Annotated in this window: 19 protein-coding genes; 10 read left to right on the plus strand and 9 right to left on the minus strand. The window is 61.6% G+C overall.

What is annotated here, in order from left to right; translation table 11 throughout:
* The first annotated feature begins 140 nt into the window (after positions 1-140).
* The 3 genes from J0909_RS07985 to J0909_RS07995 all read left to right on the plus strand — a co-directional run bounded on the left by J0909_RS07985 (position 141) and on the right by J0909_RS07995 (position 2,207).
* Positions 141-635, plus strand: coding sequence for a GlcG/HbpS family heme-binding protein (locus J0909_RS07985; RefSeq protein ID WP_207261922.1), 495 nt, complete (start codon positions 141-143; stop codon positions 633-635).
* Between the two features lie 180 nt (positions 636-815).
* A complete protein-coding gene (locus J0909_RS07990; protein WP_207261924.1) occupies positions 816-1,754 on the plus strand; it encodes a metal ABC transporter solute-binding protein, Zn/Mn family in 939 nt (312 codons plus the stop codon).
* Positions 1,755-1,775: 21 nt separating this feature from the next.
* The gene (locus J0909_RS07995) at positions 1,776-2,207 is read left to right on the plus strand and encodes a Fur family transcriptional regulator (protein WP_207261926.1); all 432 of its coding nucleotides are present in this window, start codon (positions 1,776-1,778) and stop codon (positions 2,205-2,207) included.
* A 607-nt stretch (positions 2,208-2,814) separates the two neighbouring features.
* Here J0909_RS07995 and J0909_RS08000 read toward each other — a convergent pair.
* Together J0909_RS08000 and J0909_RS08005 are read right to left on the minus strand one after the other, a co-directional pair.
* Positions 2,815-3,069, minus strand: coding sequence for a hypothetical protein (locus J0909_RS08000; protein WP_207261928.1), 255 nt, complete (start codon positions 3,067-3,069; stop codon positions 2,815-2,817).
* Between the two features lie 11 nt (positions 3,070-3,080).
* A complete protein-coding gene (locus J0909_RS08005) occupies positions 3,081-3,749 on the minus strand; it encodes a YkgJ family cysteine cluster protein (RefSeq protein WP_207261930.1) in 669 nt (222 codons plus the stop codon).
* Between the two features lie 379 nt (positions 3,750-4,128).
* Between J0909_RS08005 and dsrA the strand changes: the two genes are divergently transcribed.
* The 7 genes from dsrA to J0909_RS08040 all read left to right on the plus strand — a co-directional run bounded on the left by dsrA (position 4,129) and on the right by J0909_RS08040 (position 10,577).
* Positions 4,129-5,448 (plus strand): dissimilatory-type sulfite reductase subunit alpha, encoded by a 1,320-nt coding sequence (gene dsrA / locus J0909_RS08010; protein ID WP_207261932.1) that lies wholly within the window; start codon positions 4,129-4,131, stop codon positions 5,446-5,448.
* A gap of 18 nt (positions 5,449-5,466) precedes the next feature.
* Positions 5,467-6,612 (plus strand): dissimilatory-type sulfite reductase subunit beta, encoded by a 1,146-nt coding sequence (gene dsrB, locus J0909_RS08015; RefSeq protein WP_207261933.1) that lies wholly within the window; start codon positions 5,467-5,469, stop codon positions 6,610-6,612.
* Between the two features lie 59 nt (positions 6,613-6,671).
* Complete coding sequence (locus J0909_RS08020; RefSeq protein WP_207261935.1) at positions 6,672-6,920, plus strand: dissimilatory sulfite reductase D family protein; 249 nt, start codon at positions 6,672-6,674, stop codon at positions 6,918-6,920.
* Between the two features lie 87 nt (positions 6,921-7,007).
* Complete coding sequence (locus J0909_RS08025; RefSeq protein WP_207261936.1) at positions 7,008-8,399, plus strand: cobyrinic acid a,c-diamide synthase CobB; 1,392 nt, start codon at positions 7,008-7,010, stop codon at positions 8,397-8,399.
* 77 nt (positions 8,400-8,476) lie between these two features.
* Positions 8,477-9,607, plus strand: a complete 1,131-nt coding sequence (locus J0909_RS08030; protein ID WP_207261938.1) for a DegT/DnrJ/EryC1/StrS family aminotransferase — start codon at positions 8,477-8,479, stop codon at positions 9,605-9,607.
* 8 nt (positions 9,608-9,615) lie between these two features.
* Entirely contained in the window at positions 9,616-9,966 is a 351-nt protein-coding gene (locus J0909_RS08035) for a hypothetical protein (RefSeq protein WP_207261940.1), read from the plus strand.
* Between the two features lie 116 nt (positions 9,967-10,082).
* Complete coding sequence (locus J0909_RS08040; protein WP_207261942.1) at positions 10,083-10,577, plus strand: peptidylprolyl isomerase; 495 nt, start codon at positions 10,083-10,085, stop codon at positions 10,575-10,577.
* 170 nt (positions 10,578-10,747) lie between these two features.
* Here J0909_RS08040 and J0909_RS08045 read toward each other — a convergent pair whose 3' ends face one another.
* The 7 genes from J0909_RS08045 to J0909_RS08075 all read right to left on the minus strand — a co-directional run bounded on the left by J0909_RS08045 (position 10,748) and on the right by J0909_RS08075 (position 18,420).
* A complete protein-coding gene (locus J0909_RS08045; RefSeq protein WP_207261944.1) occupies positions 10,748-11,365 on the minus strand; it encodes a hypothetical protein in 618 nt (205 codons plus the stop codon).
* Between the two features lie 140 nt (positions 11,366-11,505).
* Positions 11,506-12,243: an ABC transporter ATP-binding protein gene (locus tag J0909_RS08050; protein WP_207261945.1), complete on the minus strand. Its 738-nt coding sequence runs from the start codon at positions 12,241-12,243 to the stop codon at positions 11,506-11,508.
* A complete protein-coding gene (locus J0909_RS08055) occupies positions 12,240-13,007 on the minus strand; it encodes an ABC transporter ATP-binding protein (RefSeq protein ID WP_207261946.1) in 768 nt (255 codons plus the stop codon). Before J0909_RS08055 ends, J0909_RS08050 begins: the two co-directional genes overlap by 4 nt.
* Before the next feature lie 10 nt (positions 13,008-13,017).
* The gene (locus tag J0909_RS08060; RefSeq protein ID WP_207261947.1) at positions 13,018-14,112 is read right to left on the minus strand and encodes a branched-chain amino acid ABC transporter permease; all 1,095 of its coding nucleotides are present in this window, start codon (positions 14,110-14,112) and stop codon (positions 13,018-13,020) included.
* Positions 14,113-14,125: 13 nt separating this feature from the next.
* Complete coding sequence (locus J0909_RS08065; protein ID WP_207261948.1) at positions 14,126-15,037, minus strand: branched-chain amino acid ABC transporter permease; 912 nt, start codon at positions 15,035-15,037, stop codon at positions 14,126-14,128.
* A gap of 122 nt (positions 15,038-15,159) precedes the next feature.
* Complete coding sequence (locus J0909_RS08070) at positions 15,160-16,335, minus strand: ABC transporter substrate-binding protein (RefSeq protein WP_207261949.1); 1,176 nt, start codon at positions 16,333-16,335, stop codon at positions 15,160-15,162.
* Positions 16,336-16,683: 348 nt separating this feature from the next.
* Positions 16,684-18,420: a long-chain-fatty-acid--CoA ligase gene (locus J0909_RS08075; RefSeq protein ID WP_207261950.1), complete on the minus strand. Its 1,737-nt coding sequence runs from the start codon at positions 18,418-18,420 to the stop codon at positions 16,684-16,686.
* Position 18,421 lies beyond the last annotated feature (1 nt).

Genomic DNA, 18,421 nt, shown 5'->3' on the forward strand with positions numbered 1-18,421 from the left:
GAAATGGCCGCGTCTTTTGGCAATTAAGTATTGCAGGTATTTTCCCCAAAAGGTAACTTAGCCCCAACTAGCCGTAACCATGGCTCGGCTTCAGCGTGGAACCGGGGGGAGCGGCCCAAGTATTCGAGTAGGAGTTTGGTATGCGAAAAATTCTGATTCCCGCCCTTCTTGCCTGTTGCATCGCATTGTTTTCCGTGCCCGCCTTCGCGGAAGGCCCGGTCAAGACCCTGCCCGGCGATATCACCCTGGTTCAGGCTCAAGCCATTCTCAAGGCCGCGTTGAAAAAGGCCGTAGAGATCAAGGTCCCCGTGAATATCGCCATCGTGGACGCCGGGGGCAACCTCAAGGCCTTCTACCGCCAGGAAGACGCCTTCCTCGGCAGCATCGACATTTCGATCAAGAAGGCCGTCACGGCCCGTTACTTCAACATGACCACCCGCGCCCTGGGCGCCGCGTCCGTGCCCGGCCAGCCCCTGTACGGCATCGAGGCCAGCAATGACGGTCTGATCCTGTTTGCCGGCGGCGTGCTGCTCGTGGACAAGAACGACGTCATCATCGGCGCCATTGGCGTGTCCGGCGGCACCGTGGACGAGGATGAGAGCGTAGCCATGGCCGGAGCCGCCGTCATCAAGTAGCGTTTTTTTTCACATTGTCCGAATTATAGGTCGGCCCGACCCGGAGGTATTCCCGGGCCGGGCCGTGTTGTTGGCGCGGCCTTCTTCCTGGCGGGTGTTGACATGCATGCAACTGTGTTGCAAAGTGTAATTTGTTTGCTTGATTCGAACACTGCAACATTGCGACCCAGGGAGGTTGTCATGGCGGTTTCTCATTTGATGAAAAAGGTGTTTTTGGCCGCGCTCGGGCTGGTCCTGGCCTGGGGCGGGCCCGCGCTGGCGCAGGGCAAGGTGCGGGCATTCGTGTCCATTCTGCCGCAGCAATATTTCGTGGAGCGCATCGGCGGGGATCTGGTGGATGTGAGCGTGCTGGTTCTGCCCGGGGCCAATCCGCACATGTACGAACCCAGCCCCCGACAGATGACCGCCCTGGCCCAGGCACAGGTCTATTTCGCCATCGGCGTCAACCTGGAGGACACCTGGTTGCCCAAGCTGGCAGACGCCAATCGCGACATGCTCGTGGTCCGCACCCAGGAGGGCGTGGAGAAATTTCCCATGGCCGCCCATCATCATGACGGGGAGGGCCTGCATGAGGAGCACGAGCACGAAGCCGAGCACGAAGGGATGCACGGGGAGCACGATCACGGCATCCTCGATCCGCACATTTGGCTCGACCCCGTGCGCGTGAAGACCATCGCGCGGAACACCTGCACGGGGCTGGTTCAGGTCGATCCGGCCCACCATGCCGTCTACGAGGCCAACCTGGCTGCATTTCTCAAGGACCTGGACGGGTTGAACGCCTCCATCGCCAAGACCTTGGCGGGCCTTCCGGCGAACAAGCGGACCTTCATGGTCTTCCATCCATCCTGGGGCTATTTCGCCAAGCGTTACAGCCTGAACCAGGTGGCCATCGAAGCGGGCGGCAGTGAACCGAGCCCCAGACATCTGGCCGAGATCGTCGAGCACGGCCGTGAACTGGGCGTGTCCGTGGTCTTTGTCCAACCCCAGTTCTCCCAGCGCAGCGCCGACGTCATCGCCGCGGAGCTGCACGCCAAGGTGGTGCCCCTTGATCCTCTGGCGGCGGACTGGCGGGATAACCTGCTGCACGCGGCCGACGCCTTTGACCAGGCGCTCCGCTAACCCGATCCTTTGGAGATGGACATGACGCTGCACGATACGGCCGGAGCCGCCCGGGAATTCCTGGAGCAGACCGGCCTCGAACCGACCCTCAACCGCATTCTGGTCCTGTCCGCCGTGGTCGCGCACCACCGGCCTGTGACCGCCGGGGAGGTGCACGCCGAGGTCCTGCGTGAGCATAAGCTCAACCGGGTCACGGTCTACCGCATCCTCGACCTGTTGGCCGAGAAGGGCGCGATCAATCGCTTCAACTCGGGCGAACGCGCCCAGCATTACTGCGTGGGCCGGAATCACAGCCACTTCCATTGCACCGCCTGCGGCCGCGTCCGGTGCATCGCCAACGAAGACCTGCACTTCGACGAATCCGCCGTGGCCGACGCCCTCAATCTGGCCGTCAGCCATGTGGACCTTCACCTTGAGGGTCTCTGCCCCGACTGCGCCCGCGCAGCGGGGTAGGCGTGGGGCAGACGTCTCCGACGGCCGGGGGAAGGGGAGGAAAAACCTTTGAAAAGGGGCATTCCTCCCCTTCCCCCGGACCCCCATCCCTTCCTTTTCCTAAACTCTTTGTCGCCGCTTCGCGGGCGGGGCATGTAAAAAGCCTTTGGCCAGGAATGAGCCGAAGGCTTTTTACCTTTTGAAGGTGGTCTTCACGTCGGCACCGGATGGCGGCTTTCGCAGCCGCACGGAGTCCGGCTGGCGAGGATGGCGTGCCCATGTCTTTTGGGGCGGGCGTTTTGCCGTGGCGCACTGCGTCCGTGTTCTGAGGAGGCGGCCCGATGGAGACTGGGCGGATGCGCTGCAACCGGAAGCCGCGCTCAAAAAAAGAAAGGCTCCATGGCGGTGATTGGAGCCTTTCGGGGGGAGTCCCCGGCGGGGATTGCCGGGAAAACAATTGTTGTCATTGACCTGTGTGCATAGGCTCACACTTCGTCGGCAAATACAATAGGGGAACTTCCTGTTGTTGGCCCGCTGTTGTGGGAGAATTTCCCGTTCGGCAAAAAAAACCGCCCGGCAGGGCCGGGCGGCGTGAAATGGCGGGATGCCGCGGCGGGTTGCCGGGCCGTTATTCGCCGAGGAGTTTGCGGGCGATGCTCAGGTCGTAAAGGGCCAGGGGATTGCGGTCGGTGTTTTTCTCGCGGAACATGGCCGCAGCCGCCTCGATGGCTCCGTAAGCGACCCAGGGATGCTTTTCCCAGATGACCGGTTCGTCTGGGTTGTACAGGCGGAATTCAATTTCCCCCTCATTTTCGCGCACATACATGCGCACCTCGGGGTGTTGCAGGGAAGGGGTGTAGTAGACGCCGCGTTCATCTTTCATGGCGTATTCTCCTAGGCTTGGAAGTTGAAGCGGACCGTATCGCCCATGTCGTAGACCTTGACGTTCATGGCGCCGAGCAGGACGCGCAGGGGCCTGCCGAAGAGGAAGTCGTTCAGCTCTGGGGCCATGCCCGATTTTTCCGGGATCAGCCGGCGCAGCTCCATGTCGTAGACGACCATCTCCTTGAGCGTCTCGCCTGCCTCGCGGTCGCCATCGCGGGCCGCCTGGACCAGCTCTTCCATGCGTGCCGGGTCGCAGCGGCGGTCGTGCTCGGCCATGAGCTCAAGCAGGGGGTGTCCCTCGGGCAAGAGGTCGGCGCGGGTCAGTCTGTCCTTTTCGTACATGGCCTGAAGCGGGCCGGTGTCCGCGCAGAACAGGATCTCGCATTCGGCGGGCCGAGTGGCGTAGACCGCGCAGAGATTGCTCTCGGGACTCAGGTAGATGCAGGTCCAGGCGCCGTCGCGGCCTTTGATCTTGAGCATCTCCGCCGTGAGCGGCACGACCGTGCCCGCGGGCTGATCGTAAACCCATTCCCCGGCGCGCAGGGTGACGATGTCGGCCAGGGGGATGGTGCCGTCCTGGATGAGCGGAAGGTCCTGTGTGTGGAGGGCCGGGCCGCCCTTGCGGCAACACTGCCCGCAACGGCTGCATTGCGGCTCGTTAGTGGTTGGAATTTGCAAGTTTGTGTTGCTCCTTATACCCTTTTGCGGTAACGCTTATGGCGGTCCATATCCTGTGCCAAGGGTCCGATACTCCGGCTCGGCCGCGAAGGCAAGGCCGGGAGTGCCGGACAGACCCCGCACCGCAGTGTGCTTGAAGCTGCAAATTGAGGATTGACAATGGGTTCTTGGATATTTCGGTTGACAGAAAACTGAACCGTCCAGTACATTGACAGCCCTGCATACCTTGTGAATATTGGCGCAATTGCCGTTATTCCAGGTATTTACGTTACGTAGGTAAGGCGTCTTGGCTCCGCGTGATTTTTTTCACCATTCACCGGCCCGGGCGCAAAAAAATGGTTGATGGCAACATCTTAATCAAACAATGGAGGTTAAGGGAATGGCGAAACACAAAACTCCTATGTTGGATCAGCTGGAGACCGGCCCGTGGCCCAGCTTCGTATCCGACATCAAACAGGAGGCTGACGCTCGAGCCAAGAACGAGAAGGGTCTGGATTACCAGATTCCCGTCGATTGCCCCGAAGATCTGCTGGGTGTCCTGGAAATGTCCTACGAGGACGGCGAAACCCACTGGAAGCACGGCGGCATCGTCGGCGTTTTCGGTTACGGCGGCGGCGTCATCGGCCGTTACTGTGACCAGCCGGAGAAGTTCCCCGGCGTGGCGCACTTCCACACCGTGCGCGTGGCTCAGCCCAACGGCAAGTGGTACAACACCGAGTTGCTGCGCAACCTGATCAAGATTTGGGAGCTTCGTGGTTCCGGTCTGACCAACATGCACGGCGCCACCGGCGACATCGTGTTCCTGGGCACCACCACCCCGCAGCTTGAGGAAATTTTCTGGGAACTGACTCACGACCTGGAAATCGACCTTGGCGGCTCCGGCTCCAACCTGCGTACCCCCGCCACCTGCCTCGGCATGTCCCGCTGCGAGTACGCTTGTTACGATACGCAGGAGCTGTGCTACAACCTGACCCAGGAATACCAGGACGAGCTCCATCGCCCGGCGTTCCCCTACAAGTTCAAGTTCAAGTTCGACGGTTGCCCCAACGGTTGCGTGGCCGCCATCGCCCGTTCCGACCTTTCCTTCATCGGTACCTGGAAAGACCAGATCAAGGTTGACCAGGAAGCCGTGGCCGCCTACGTCGGCGGCGAGATCGCTCCCAACGCCGGTGCCCACGCGGGCCGCGACTGGGGTGCGTTCGACATCCAGAAGGAAGTCGTGGACCTGTGTCCTTCCAAGTGCATCACCTACGCCGACGGCAAACTGACCATCGACGACAAGGAATGCGTCCGCTGCATGCACTGCATCAACACCATGCCTCGCGCGCTGAAGGTCGGCGACGAGCGCGGTTGTTCTGTCCTGTGCGGCGCCAAGGCCCCCATCCTCGACGGTCCCCAGATGGGCTCTCTCCTGGTTCCCTTCATGGAAGTGAACAAGGAAGACGACTACCAGTCCATTAAGGATCTCATCGAGAACATCTGGGATTGGTGGATGGAAGAAGGCAAGAACCGTGAGCGCATCGGTGAGACCATGAAGCGTCTCGGCATGTCCGCTCTGATCGATGCCGCCGGCGTGCCCGTCGATCCCCGTCAGGTTCAGGAGCCTCGTCACAACCCCTACATCTTCTGGAAAGCCGAAGATGTCGAAGGTGGTTGGGATCGCGACATCAACGATTTCCGCAAGCGTCACCAGCGCTAAAAAGAGGAGTGTATCGATATGGCTTTTATTTCTTCTGGGTACAATCCCGCTAAACCGATGGAAGGTCGGATTTCCGACATCGGTCCTCGTCACTTCGGCGAGTACCTGCCCCCGGTTATCAAAGAAAACTTTGGTAAATGGGACTACCATGAGATCATCGAGCCCGGCATCCTGCTGCACGTGGCCCAGTCCGGCGACAAGACCTATACGGTCCGCGCCGGTACCGCCCGCCTGATGTCGGTCACCCACATCGGTGAAATCTGCGACATCGCCGACAAGTTCTCCGGCGGCTACGTCCGTTTCACCACTCGTAACAACCTCGAATTCCAGGTCGAGACCGAAGAGGCCGCCAAGGAACTGAAGTCCTTCCTGAACGACCAGAAGTTCCCCGGCGGAGCGCACAAGTTCCCGGTCGGCGGCACCGGCGCCGGTGTGACGAACATCGTCCACACCCAGGGGTGGGTCCACTGCCACACCCCGGCCACCGACGCCTCCGGTACCGTCAAGGCCACCATGGACGTCGTTTTCGATGACTTCCAGAGCATGAAGCTGCCCGCTCCGGTGCGCATCTCCATGGCCTGCTGCCTGAACATGTGCGGCGCCGTGCACTGCTCCGACATCGCCATCCTGGGCATCCACCGCAAGCCGCCGCTGCTGGACCACAAGTATCTCGACAACCTGTGCGAGATTCCCCTGGCCGTGGCCGCCTGCCCCACCGGCGCAGTGCGCCCGTCCAAGATCGAGATCGACGGCGAGACCTACAAGACCGTTGCGGTCAAGCAGGAACGCTGCATGTTCTGCGGCAACTGCTACACCATGTGCCCCTCCATGCCCCTGGCGGACAAGGACGGCGACGGTATCGCCCTGATGGTTGGCGGCAAGATCTCCAACCGCATCACCAAGCCGGCCTTCTCCAAGGTCGTGGTCCCCTTCATCCCCAACGAGCCGCCTCGCTGGCCCACGATGACCAAGGTGATCAAGAAGATCCTCGACACCTACGCCGCGGATGCCAACAAGTACGAACGCCTGGGCGACTGGGCCAACCGCATCGGTTGGGAACGTTTCTTCGAGAAATGTGAGCTGCCCTTCTCCGAGCACCTGATCGATGACTTCCGTGATCCGGCGTACTACACTTGGCGCCAGACCACGCAGTTCAAGTGGTAGAATAATGATAAACCGGGGCGCGGCCTGGCCGCGCCCCGGTCTAAACAAAGGAGGCCGTCATGGCACTCGATCCTGAAGCCGGCAAGGCTGAAATCCTTAAATTCTGCGAAGAGAAGTCTAACACCAAGACGAAATTCTACTTCAATGATTTCACTAAGCTTTTCCCCGACGAGAAAAGCCGCGCTGTCAAAAAACTCCTGACCGAGCTGGTTCAGGAAGAAAAAATGGTGTTCTGGTCCTCCGGGTCCACCACCATGTACGGTCTGGCCGGTGTCGGCAAGCAGGCCGCTTCCGAGGGCGAAGGCTAGTCCTTCGTTTCTTTTGGTTTTCAAGCCTTGCCCTCGTCTCCAGGATGACGGGCAAGGCTTTCTTGGTTACAAGGACCTGTGCGCAACGTGGCGAATCCTATCCCCCGTATACTCCTGGCCGGACTGTCCGGCGGCACCGGCAAGACCATCGTCTCTCTGGCGTTGGTCCGCGCTTTCACGCGTCGCGGCCGGACCGTGGCCCCGTTCAAAAAGGGCCCGGATTACATCGACGCCCAGTGGCTCGGCTTGGCCGCGGACCGGTCATGCTCGAACCTTGACCCGTTTTTCCATTCCAGAGACGTCATCCGTTCCGTGTTCTTCCATAAGTCCCGGGGCGCGGACGTCAGTCTCATTGAAGGCAACCGGGGGTTGTTTGACGGCATGGACGAGTGGGGCTCCTGTTCCAGCGCCGAACTGGCCCGTATGCTCGACGCGCCGGTGGCCCTGGTCATCGACTGCACCAAGATGACCCGCACTGTGGCCGCCATCGTCCAAGGGTGCGCCGGATTCGAGCCCGGCCTGAACCTGGCGGGCGTCATCCTCAACCGCACGGCGGGCGAACGGCATCGCGCCGTGCTGCGCCGCTCCATGGAAACTTACAGCGATGTGCCCGTGCTCGGCATGCTCCCCAAGATGGGCCGGAATCCCATCCCCGAGCGGCACATGGGGCTCATGTCCGATCAGGAATACGACGGGGCCGCCCATCTGGACGCCTTGGCCGATCTGGCCGAGGATTGGCTGGACCTGGACGGGCTTCTGGCGGCGGCGGACGCGGCTCCGGAGTTCGGCCCCGAGCCCGGCCCGATCTTCCCCGGCTCGGCGGTCCCCAAGGCCGCGCGCATCGGCTACGTCCGCGATGCGGCCCTGTGGTTCTATTATCCCGAGAACCTGGAGGCCCTGGAGCACGCCGGGGCCGAACTGGTCCGGTTGAGCTTGCTGGACGGCGAACCCTGGCCCGAGATTGACGGGTTGTACCTGGGCGGCGGATTCCCCGAGGTTTTTGCCGAGCGCATCGCGGCCAACCAGCCTGCGCTCCGGTACCTTCGCTCCCTGGCCGAGGCGGGCATGCCCATCTACGCCGAGTGCGGCGGGTTCATGGTCCTGTGCGACGCCTTGGAGATCGACGGGCGAACCCACGCCATGGCGGGCGTCTTTCCCCTGACCACCACCTTCTGCCCCCGTCCCCAGGGGCTTGGCTACACCGAGGCCGAGGTGGTCGAGGACACGGTTTTCTTTCCCCGGGGCGAGCGCGTTCTGGGACACGAGTTTCATTACTCCATGTGCGTATCCGATGGCGCGGCGGAGCTGCGCCACGGGCTGCGTATGCTGCGCGGCCAGGGGAGCGCATTGGGCCGGGACGGCTTTCTGCATAAAAATACCTGGGCCGGGTACAATCACATCCACGCCCTGGCCGCGCCCGGCTGGGCCGAGCGGTTCGTGGCCGCCGCGGCCGCCCGGCGACGGGGCGGGGCGCGGTAAATTTCTTGTTCGGCACGGTCTTTCGTGAGACACTGCCGGTACACAATCACCCACTCCTACAAGCGAGTATTATAATCATGAGCATACCGTTCATTGACCTGAAAACGCAGTACAGACAGATTGAAGATCAGATTAAAAACAATATCGAGGGCGTGCTGGAACACGGCGCCTACGTCATGGGTCCGGAGATCGGCGAACTCGAGACCACCCTGGCCAAGTACACCGGGGTGTCCCACGCCGTGAGCTGCTCCTCGGGTACCGACGCCCTGCTCATGGCCCTCATGGCCCTGGGCGTGGGGCCGGGCGACGCGGTCTTCACCACGCCGTTCACCTTCATCGCCACGGCCGAGGTGGTCGCCCTGCTCGGCGCGACCCCGATTTTCGTGGACATTGATCCCGTGACCTTCAACATCGACGCCGACGACCTGCGGCGCAAGATCCGCGACGTCAAGGAAAACCGCACGGACCTCAAGGCCCGGGGCGTCATCACCGTGGACCTCTTCGGCCAGCCCGCCGACTACGACGCCATTGAGCCCCTGGTCCACAATTCCGGCCTGTTCCTGGTGGTGGACGCGGCCCAGTCCTTCGGGGCGACGTACAAAGGGCGGTCCGTATGCTCCCTGGGCGACCTGGCCTGCACCTCCTTCTTCCCGGCCAAACCGCTCGGCTGCTACGGTGACGGCGGCATGGTCTTCGCCCGCAACGAGGCGCTGCACAAGCTGTTGGTCTCCATCCGCGTGCACGGCATGGGCAAGGACCGCTACGACAACGACCGGTTGGGCCTGACCGCCCGCATGGACTCCATGCAGGCTGCCGTGCTCCTGGCCAAGTTCGGGATTTTCCCCGGCGAAATCGAGAAGCGTCAGGAAGTGGCCGCCCGTTATGCCGAACTGCTGTCCGAAGTGGACGGCCTGACGCCGCCGTCCGTGCCCGAGGGCAACGTTTCGGTCTGGGCGCAGTACTGCGTCCTGGCCCGGGACACCGAGCAGCGTACCGAAGTCATGGAACGGCTGGCCGAGGCGTCCATCCCGTCGGGCATTTACTATCCCAAGCCGCTGCATCTCCAGAAGGCGTTCGCCTACCTCGGCTACAAGCTCGGCGATTTCCCGGTGTCCGAGGACGCTGCCTCGCGCATCTTCGCTTTGCCCATGCATCCCTACCTGACCGCCGAGGATCAGGAAACCATCGTCAAGGCCCTCAAGGGATAGGGGAGCGCATGGCCTGGCTGACCTGGACGGGGATGGTGCGGGTGCTCAAACCCGTTGCCGCCGGCATGGCCCTGGCCTATTTGGTCACGGGCTTCGTGGACGGACCTCCGCCTGTGAGCTTCAGCCGGGAGAGCCTGCATTCCGCCAAGCAAACGGAGATTCTGGAACCCCAGGGCGACCTGGTCATCGAGCGGAACATCCTCAAGCTCGGCTCGCTGCTGACCTTCCGGGTCGAAGACCCGGCCCTGGTGCGGCAGCAACGGGAAATGGCGGGTGAGCCCGGCATGTTCTTCGATCCCGGGTTTCAAGGACCCGAGGTCAAGGGCATGGTGTCCGGCTCGCCCGAGTTCCTGCCGTAGACCCGGGACGAAGCGGGGCCTGCGGCGGCCGATTTGCCAGCCGGACCGCGCTCTGGTAATGGGAACCCCCCAAACGACATCACGCCGGGTGCGGCCCGGCACAAAGGAGTACAGTCATGATCAAGATGGAAACCAGCATGGGCGATATCGTCATCGAACTCGATTTCGATAAGGCCCCTAAGACCGCAGCCAACTTCCAGCAGTACGTGGAGGAAGGTTTCTACGACGGCCTGATTTTCCACCGCGTCATCTCCAACTTCATGGTTCAGGGCGGCGGCATGGACAAGGACATGAAGGAAAAGGCGACCCGCGCGCCCATTAAGAACGAGGCCAACAACGGCCTGACCAACGACAAATACACTCTGGCCATGGCCCGGACCATGGATCCTCATTCCGCCTCGTCCCAGTTCTTCATCAACGTCAAGGACAACGGCTTCCTGAACTTCTCCTCCGAAACCCCCCAGGGTTGGGGCTATGCCGTGTTCGGCAAGGTTGTGGAAGGCCAGGACACCGTGGACAAGATCAAGGATGTGGACACCGGCCGTCATGGCTTCCATGACGACGTGCCGCTGGAGCCCGTGGTCATCACCAAGGCGACCGTGGTCGAATAACGGCCCGTGTCGGCAAAGCCCGCCGCGGCGGGCCATCAACGCCGCTCGTGGGGCCGTTCCCTTTGAGGCCACACGACACTCCGCAAGTCAGAAGAGGCGCACCATGGTAGATGGTGCGCCTCTTTTTTTATACTGCGGATCGGGCTGTCCGGTTTTCCCCGGACCGGTCGCTACACGAACAGGTTGAGGCCGGTGTAGGACTTGGAGGCGTTCTGACTGAAGGCCAGGAGTCCGCCGCCGTCGAACCAGCTTGAGGGATTGGTGTTGTCCGCGTACCACCAGGCAAGGGTCTGCTGCTTCAGATCGACCATCTTCTGGCTCTGGGAGAGCTGGGTGGAGGCCGTGGCAGTCAGCTTGCCCAACTGGATGATGTCATAAAATTCCTGGACCTTGTTCGGGTTGTCCTCAAAATATTTGTTGATCACGTCGGCGTCCTTGGTGTCTGCCGGGACCGTGACTTTGCCTGTCTTCGGGTCGTAGGTCATGGCGAACTCGGAGGACACGTCCACGCCGAGCTTCTTCAGGTCGGCCATGACCGAGGCGTCCCATTTGTCGCCCAGGCTCTTGCGGTAGTCCTCCACCTCCTGGAACGAAAGTTTGTTGTCGTCCCCCTTGGGTATCTGGTCCAGAAGGGCGGATATTTCCGAGGCAAGCCCGGTGTTTTTATTGCTTTCTTTGGACTTCGCGTCCAGCGCCTCGGCTTGTTGGTGGAGCTGTGTTTCCTCCATTGAGGCGCGGAGCAGAGTATAGGTGTTGGCGATAAGATCCGATCCTATGGTCATTGACATGGACATACTCCCGCTGTTGCCGTTTCCTGGGGGAATGATTTTCCCCTCTACGGTTCTCAGCACAAGGCGTGCCAGACGGGAACGGCGCGGTCCCGAGCATCGGAACCGCGCCGGAACGCGTGCGTGGCGGGGAGCGTGGCTTAGCCGCCGAGATAGGCCCGCTTGACCTCCGGGTCGTCCATGAGGTCGGCGGACGAACCTTGGGCCACGATTTCGCCGGTGTCGATGACATAGCCTCGGTGGGCGAATTTGAGCGCCAGGTTGGCGTTCTGCTCGATGAGCAGGATGGTCATGCCTTCCTCGTTGAGTTCCTTGAGGGTCCGGAACATGTCGTACATGAGCAGGGGCGCCAGGCCCATGGACGGCTCGTCGAGCATGATCACCCGGCAGCCGGACATGAGCGCGCGGCCCACGGCGAGCATCTGTTGTTCGCCGCCGGACAAGGATTCGGAGCGTTGTTTTTTGCGCTCGTCCAGGCGCGGGAACAGGGTGTAGACGCGCTTGTAGTCGCGGTCTATCTCCCCTTGCCCGTCCTTGCGCGAGTAGGTGGCCAGCTTGAGGTTCTCCTCGACGGTCAGGTTGCCGAAGATGTGCCTCCCCTCGGGGACCAGCGCCATGTGCAGGTCCGCGACCACCTTGTCCGCTGGCATCCCCAGGATGGACGTGCCCCTGAAGCGGATGTCGCCCTGGATGACCTTGGGGGCCTCGGGTGGCGGCAGTTGGGCGATGGACATGAGCGTGGTGGACTTGCCCGCGCCGTTGGCGCCGATGAGGGTGACGATTTCTCCCTCGCCCACGGTGAAGGAGATGCCGTGCAGGGCTTCGATGTTGCCGTATTTGACGTAGAGGTTTTCGACTTCGAGTAAGGGAGTGGTCATATGTTGTCGTCTCCAAGATAGGCCTTGATGACGGCCGGGTTGCTCTGGATGTCTTCGGGGGTGCCCTCGGCGATGGTTGAGCCGAAGTCGATGACCTTGATCCACTGGCACAGGGACGTGACGACCTTCATCTGATGCTCGATCATGAAGATGGTGATGTCGAAGTGCTCGTGGATCCAGCGGACCAGGGTGATCAGATCCTCCACGTCCTTGGAGTTCAGCCCTGCCGCGGGCTCATCGAGGAGCAGGAGCTTGGGCCGGATGGACATGGCTCGGGCTATCTCCACGCGGCGTTGCAGCCCGTAGGGCAGGTTCTTGGGGAACTCCATGGCCACGTCGGTCAGGGACATGGCCTCCAGGAGGTCTTCGGCGATCTCCAGGATGCGCGCTTCGCGCTTGTGGTATTTTTTGCCGCGTATCACGGAATCCCAGACCGAATACCCGAGGCGGTAGTGCTGGGCGATGCGAATGTTGTCCAACACGGTCATGTCGTGCCACAGGCGGATGTTCTGGAAGGTCCGGGCGATGCCCATGGAGGTGACCTGGTGCGGCTTGAGCCCCTTGGTGGGCTTGCCGCCGAAGGTGATGGCCCCTTCGGTGGGCTGGTAGAAACCGGAGATGAGGTTGAAGATGGTGGTCTTGCCTGCGCCGTTGGGGCCGATGAGGCCCATCAGTTCGCCGCCCTGCATGTCCACGGAGAACTCGGAGACCGCCTGAAGGCCGCCGAACCGCTGGGTGAGGCTGTCTATTTTAAGCAGTGACATGAACAGCCCCCTATTTGAACGTGTAGTATTTCTTGAGTTTCGGGAACACGTCCGACAACTCCTTGTTGCCCATGATGCCCTCGGGCCTGAACTGCATGATCAGGACCAGGAGCAGGGGAATCATGACCCACTTGATGACGCCCGCCGATGGTTCCCAATCCGGGAAGACAAAGGTGGCCGGGGCCATCAGGAAATCGATGAGCGCCTGGGAGCGCAGGATTTCGAGCAGGAAGGTGAAGACCACCGCCGAAATGATCGCGCCCGACAGGGAGCCCATGCCGCCCAGGTAGACCATGACCATGGCCTCGGTGGACTTGAGGATGTTGAAGGACTGCGGGTTGACGTAGCCGATGACGTGGGCGAACAGACCGCCCGCGCATCCGGCCAGACCCGCCGAGATCATGAAGTTTACGGTTTTGATCTTGTTGGTGTTCACCGACATGATCTCGGCCGCGGTCTCGTCCTGGCACACGGCGTTGACGCCCTTGCCATAGGTCGAGGTGATGAACCGGCGGATGACCCAGACGTCGAAGGCCGTGAACAGGATCACGTAGAGCAGGACCCAGGGGAAATCGTTGTCCCCGGCCAGCCAGGACGGGGTGCTGTCCACCATGGCCCAGACCGTGTCTTTCATGCCCTGGAAGCCGCGCGAGCCGCCGACGAAGTCCATGTTCTCGATGGCCGAGATGACCATGTAGTTCACGGCGATGGTGATGATGGCCAGATAATCGTCGCGGGTTTTGAACGAGGGCAGGGCCACCAGGATGGAGGATACGGCCGCGACGGCACCGCCCAGCAGGATGATGACCGGGAAGACGAAGTAGGAGGCCGCCGCGGGCAGCAGGGGGTCGCCGAATTTGTCGCCGAAGCAGAGCACGGACAGGATCGAGGCCACGTAGGCGCCCACGCACATGAAGGCTGCGTGGCCGCAGGTGAACTCGCCCATGTTGCCGTTCACCAGGTTCAGCGAGGTGGACATCATGATGTTGATGCCCCCGAACATGATGACCGCCTGGATGTAGTTGTCGAGAATGCGGTATTGGGCCAGGACCAGCAGGGCCACGGCCAGGAATGCCATGAGGATGTTGAAGGTGTATTTCTGCATGCGTCTTGCCCGCCTAGATCTTGGTGGACTGCGGCATGCCGAACAGTCCTGTCGGTTTCATCCAGAGAATGATCAGCAGGATGGTGAAGGCGAACAGGTCCCGGTAGGTGGACGGGAACACGGTGACCACGCCGACTTCGATGAAGCCGAGCAGGAATCCGCCGTAGAATGCGCCCCGGATGTCGCCGATGCCGCCGACAACGGCCGCGATGAACGCCTTCCAGCCGATGATCATGCCCATGAACGGTTCGAGCACGGGGTAGGACATGGCGAAGAGCAGTCCGGCCAGGCCCGCGAAACCGGAGCCCAGGATGAAGGTGAAGACGATGATCTGGTCGATGGGGATGCCCATGAGCGGGATGGCGAACTTGTCGTAGGAGATACCGCGCATGGCCATGCCGATCTTGGTCTTGGTGACGATGAAATTGAGGATGACGAAGACGGCCACGGCCGCGACGATGACGATGACCTTCAGGTTGGTCACGGTCACGCCGCCCATGTTCCAGATGGTCTTGTGGACCAGCTCGGGGAACTTCAACCGGCTGGCGCCGAGCACGGCCAGGTTGGAGTATTCGAGGATCAAGCCGCACATGAGGGCCGTGATGACCACGTAGAGGCGGTGCGCCCCCTTGCGGCGCAGGGGCCGGTAGGCGATGCGCTCCAGGGTCACCCCCACGCAGGCGGTCAGGAACATGGTCAGCGGCACGGCGAGCAGGAATGTCGCCATGGGCGACAGCCCGAGCGCCGGGCCGAGCATGAATCCGGCCACGAAAAACGCGATGTATGCGCCGACCATGAAGATGTCGCCATGGGCGAAGTTGATCAGGCGCAGCACGCCGTACACCAGGGTGTAGCCCAACGCGATGAGCGCGTAGAAGCTGCCCCACTGCAGGGCGTTGATGATATTTTGAATGATGAAATCCACGGTAGCCTTCCCTGGGGAAAAAGTCTCGGCTCTTGGGCCAAGGGGCGCCGGATGCCTCGGCGGGGGGATACAAGAGCGGGGGCCGTCGGCCCCCGCTCACCTCAATCGGTGCCGTTGCGCGTCTACGGGCAGACGGACTGCTCGAAGACGAATTCACCCTGGTCGGAGATCTTGACCACGACGGCGCATTTGATCGGGTCGCCCTGTTCGTCGAACTTGGACTTGCCGGTGATGCCGTCGAAGGACTTGATGGAAGCCAGGCCGTCGCGGATGAGCTTGCGCTCCTTGCGCGGGTTGGGGTCCACCTTGCCTGCGTTCTGGATGCCCTGGACGAGCAGGCCGATGGAATCCCAGGTCAGGGCCGCGTAGTCGGCCGGGGTGGAACCGTAGGCCTTCTCATAGCGGTCGATGAAGACCTTGGTGGCGCCGGCGGCGCCTGCCGCGGCGTAGTGGGTGGAGAAGTAGTTGCCGTAGCACTGCTCGCCGCAGAGCTTGATCAGGTCGGGGGTGCCCCAGGCGTCGGAGCCCATGAAGGGACCCTTGTAGCCGAGGTCACGCGCCTGCTGCACGATCAGGGCCACCTGATTGTAGTTGTCGGGTACGAAGATGAAGTCCGGGTTGGCCTTGATGATGGTGGTCAACTGGGCGGAGAAATCCTGGTCCTTGGTGCCGTGGGACTCGAAGGCCACGACCGGGCCGAGGCCCTTCTTTTCCCAGGCGCTCTTGAAGATTTCGGCCAAACCCTTGGAATAGTCGTTGGACACGTCGAAGAGGACGGCGGCCGTCTTGGCGCCGAACTTCTGGGAGGCGAAGTCCGCGGCGACGGGACCCTGGAACGGATCCAGGAAGGCGGCGCGGAAGACCCAGGGGCGATCCTTGGTGGTGTCGGGATTGGTGGACCACGGGGTGATCATCGGGCAACGGTTGTCGTTGCAAGTGCCGCCGGCGGGCACGGCCTGCTTGGAGGAGTTGGGGCCGATGATGGCGACCACGTTCTCCTGCTCGATGAGCTTCAGGGCCGCGTTGACGGCGGATTCGGCCTTGGACTCGTTGTCCATGTAGACGAATTCGAGCTGGTACTTCTTGCCGCCGACCTCAAGGCCGCCGGCGTCGTTGATGTCCTTGAGGTACATCTCGGCGGCTTTCTTGGAGCCGTCGCCGACCTCGGGAATGTCGCCCGTCAGGGGCAGGTTGAAGCCGATTTTGATGGTGTCGGCGGCAAAGGCCGGGACAATCATCAAAAAGCTCAGAACGAACGCCAGAGCCAGCAGGCCCATTTTGTGCAAACTCAGTTTCATTACTCCTCCTCTCATAGGAATTATGGTTGCTGATCGGAACAGTGATGATTCATACACGATATAGGGAGTGAGAGGAAGTGATTTCCAATAGTACAATTTTGCAAATCTCCCGGTATGGTTGGATAAATTGCGTACTTTTAGAATAAATGGGCGCGAAATTTCTCAAAAAGAAATTTTTGGGGGTGCTAAATTTTTCATTAATGTCAGAAAAAGATCGGAGAATCATCCATTGTGTGCCTGCAATCTGGCGAAGAAGGGAAGCGGCGCCGTTTCGGGGGCGCGAAAAAGGCCGGTCCCTGACGGGAACCGGCCTTGCGAAGACGGGATGGAACGGGGGCTGGTCGGCGGTTATTCGGCCTCTTGCCCGGTCTTGGCGTTCTTTTTTCCGTTCCGGCGCAGTTTTTTGGCCTCGGCTTTGGCTTCCTCCTCCTCGCGCAGGGCGCGGCGCAGGACCTTGCCGACCATGGTCTTGGGCAGGTCGTCGCGGAATTCCACTTGGCGCGGGACCTTGTAGTTGGCCAGCTTCTCCCTACAGTAGGAGATGACGTCGCTGCGGGAGAGCCGCTCGCCGTCCTGGACCACCACGTAGGCCTTGACGATTTCGCCGCGCGCCTCGTGGCGGATGCCTACGGACACGGCCTCCTTGATCTTGGGATGGCTGTGCAGGACCTCGTCGATCTCGCGCGGATAGATGTTGTACCCGCCGGAGATGATCAGGTCCTTTTTGCGGTCCACGATGTAGAAGTAGCCTTCCTCGTCCATGGTGGCGATGTCTCCGGTATAGAGCCAGCCGTTGCGGAGCACGTCGGCCGTGGCGTCGGGCCGGTTGTAGTAGCCCTTCATGACCTGCGGGCCTCGGATGACCAGTTCGCCGCGCTTGCCCGGGGGCAGGGGGTCGCCGCCGACCTCCATGTCCACGATCTTGGCATCCGTGTCCGGGAAGGGCAGCCCTATGGAGCCGTCTTTGCTCTTGCCGATCAGCGGGTTGAAGTGGGTCACGGGCGAGGCCTCGGTCAGGCCGTATCCCTCCGTGATGGAGGTGCCGGAGCGCTTGAGGAACTGCTCCATGTACTCCACGGGCATGGGCGCGGACCCGGATACGCAGACTTCGATGGAATTGAGGTCGTACTTGTCGATGTCCTTTTGCTGCAACAGCGAAATGTACAGGGCGGGCGCGCCGGGGAATACCGTGGGGCGGAGTTTGTGGATGCCCTTGAGCACGTCGAGCGGCACGTAGCGCGGAAACGGGGCCAGTGTCGCGCCCAGGCTGGTCGGCCAGGCCAGGCAGGTGGTCAGCCCATATATATGAAAATAGGGCAGGATGCCGAGGAAGGTCTCCCGCTTTTTGCCTAGGGTGAACATCATGGATTGGCACTGCTGCATATTCGCGCCGATGTTGAAATGGGTCAGGATGCACCCTTTGGACACGCCCGTGGTCCCGCCGGTGTATTGCAACAGGGCCATGTCCTCGGGGACCACCCGGTCGTTGGTGAACCGTTCGCGCCCCTTGGTCAGGGCCTTGAAGGGCAGCACGGTCTTGCCGTCATAGGGCACCTTGTGGGTGTGTCCGCCTTTTTTCGCCTGGAGCCAGTAGAGCAGATTCAGGGGAAACTTCAGCCCCTCGCCGATGGTGGTCACAAAGAATTTTTCCACCGGCAGGGAGTCGCGGAGCTTTTCGAGCTTGGGCCAGAGCATGTCCAGGGTGATACAGCAGCGCACTCCGGCGTCATTGAACTGGTGGATGATCTCGGTTTCCATGTACAGGGGATTGGTCATGACCCCCACGGCCCCGGCCCGGAGCACGCCCCAGAAGGCGATGATGGATTGGGGCAGGTTGGGCAGCATCAGCGCCACCCTGTCGCCCTTTCGGATACCCGCCGCGCGGAGGTTGGCCGCCACGATTTCGGTCTGCGTCTTGAGCTTGGCGTAGGTGATCGACCAGTTGCGGAAAACGATGGCCTTGCGTTTGGGCCATTTGTGCGCGGCCCTGTCCAGGAACTTGAACAGGGGGATCTTTTCGTAATCCAGCGTGGGCGGAACATCCGGATCGTAGGATTTGAGCCAGGGGCGGTCGATTTGCTCCATC

The sequence above is a fragment of the Desulfovibrio sp. Huiquan2017 genome (assembly GCF_017351175.1).
Lineage (GTDB): Bacteria > Desulfobacterota > Desulfovibrionia > Desulfovibrionales > Desulfovibrionaceae > Pseudodesulfovibrio.

What these genes read in the sequence shown, in the direction of transcription:
- J0909_RS07985 (WP_207261922.1), top strand. Translation starts at nt 141, where the DNA reads ATGCGAAAAATTCTGATTCCCGCCCTTCTTGCCTGTTGCATCGCATTG.
- J0909_RS07990 (WP_207261924.1), top strand. Translation starts at nt 816, where the DNA reads ATGGCGGTTTCTCATTTGATGAAAAAGGTGTTTTTGGCCGCGCTCGGG.
- J0909_RS07995 (WP_207261926.1), top strand. Translation starts at nt 1,776, where the DNA reads ATGACGCTGCACGATACGGCCGGAGCCGCCCGGGAATTCCTGGAGCAG.
- J0909_RS08000 (WP_207261928.1), bottom strand. Translation starts at nt 3,069, where the DNA reads ATGAAAGATGAACGCGGCGTCTACTACACCCCTTCCCTGCAACACCCC.
- dsrA (WP_207261932.1), top strand. Translation starts at nt 4,129, where the DNA reads ATGGCGAAACACAAAACTCCTATGTTGGATCAGCTGGAGACCGGCCCG.
- dsrB (WP_207261933.1), top strand. Translation starts at nt 5,467, where the DNA reads ATGGCTTTTATTTCTTCTGGGTACAATCCCGCTAAACCGATGGAAGGT.
- J0909_RS08020 (WP_207261935.1), top strand. Translation starts at nt 6,672, where the DNA reads ATGGCACTCGATCCTGAAGCCGGCAAGGCTGAAATCCTTAAATTCTGC.
- J0909_RS08030 (WP_207261938.1), top strand. Translation starts at nt 8,477, where the DNA reads ATGAGCATACCGTTCATTGACCTGAAAACGCAGTACAGACAGATTGAA.
- J0909_RS08035 (WP_207261940.1), top strand. Translation starts at nt 9,616, where the DNA reads ATGGCCTGGCTGACCTGGACGGGGATGGTGCGGGTGCTCAAACCCGTT.
- J0909_RS08040 (WP_207261942.1), top strand. Translation starts at nt 10,083, where the DNA reads ATGATCAAGATGGAAACCAGCATGGGCGATATCGTCATCGAACTCGAT.
- J0909_RS08045 (WP_207261944.1), bottom strand. Translation starts at nt 11,365, where the DNA reads ATGTCAATGACCATAGGATCGGATCTTATCGCCAACACCTATACTCTG.
- J0909_RS08050 (WP_207261945.1), bottom strand. Translation starts at nt 12,243, where the DNA reads ATGACCACTCCCTTACTCGAAGTCGAAAACCTCTACGTCAAATACGGC.
- J0909_RS08055 (WP_207261946.1), bottom strand. Translation starts at nt 13,007, where the DNA reads ATGTCACTGCTTAAAATAGACAGCCTCACCCAGCGGTTCGGCGGCCTT.
- J0909_RS08060 (WP_207261947.1), bottom strand. Translation starts at nt 14,112, where the DNA reads ATGCAGAAATACACCTTCAACATCCTCATGGCATTCCTGGCCGTGGCC.
- J0909_RS08070 (WP_207261949.1), bottom strand. Translation starts at nt 16,335, where the DNA reads ATGAAACTGAGTTTGCACAAAATGGGCCTGCTGGCTCTGGCGTTCGTT.
- J0909_RS08075 (WP_207261950.1), bottom strand. Translation starts at nt 18,420, where the DNA reads ATGGAGCAAATCGACCGCCCCTGGCTCAAATCCTACGATCCGGATGTT.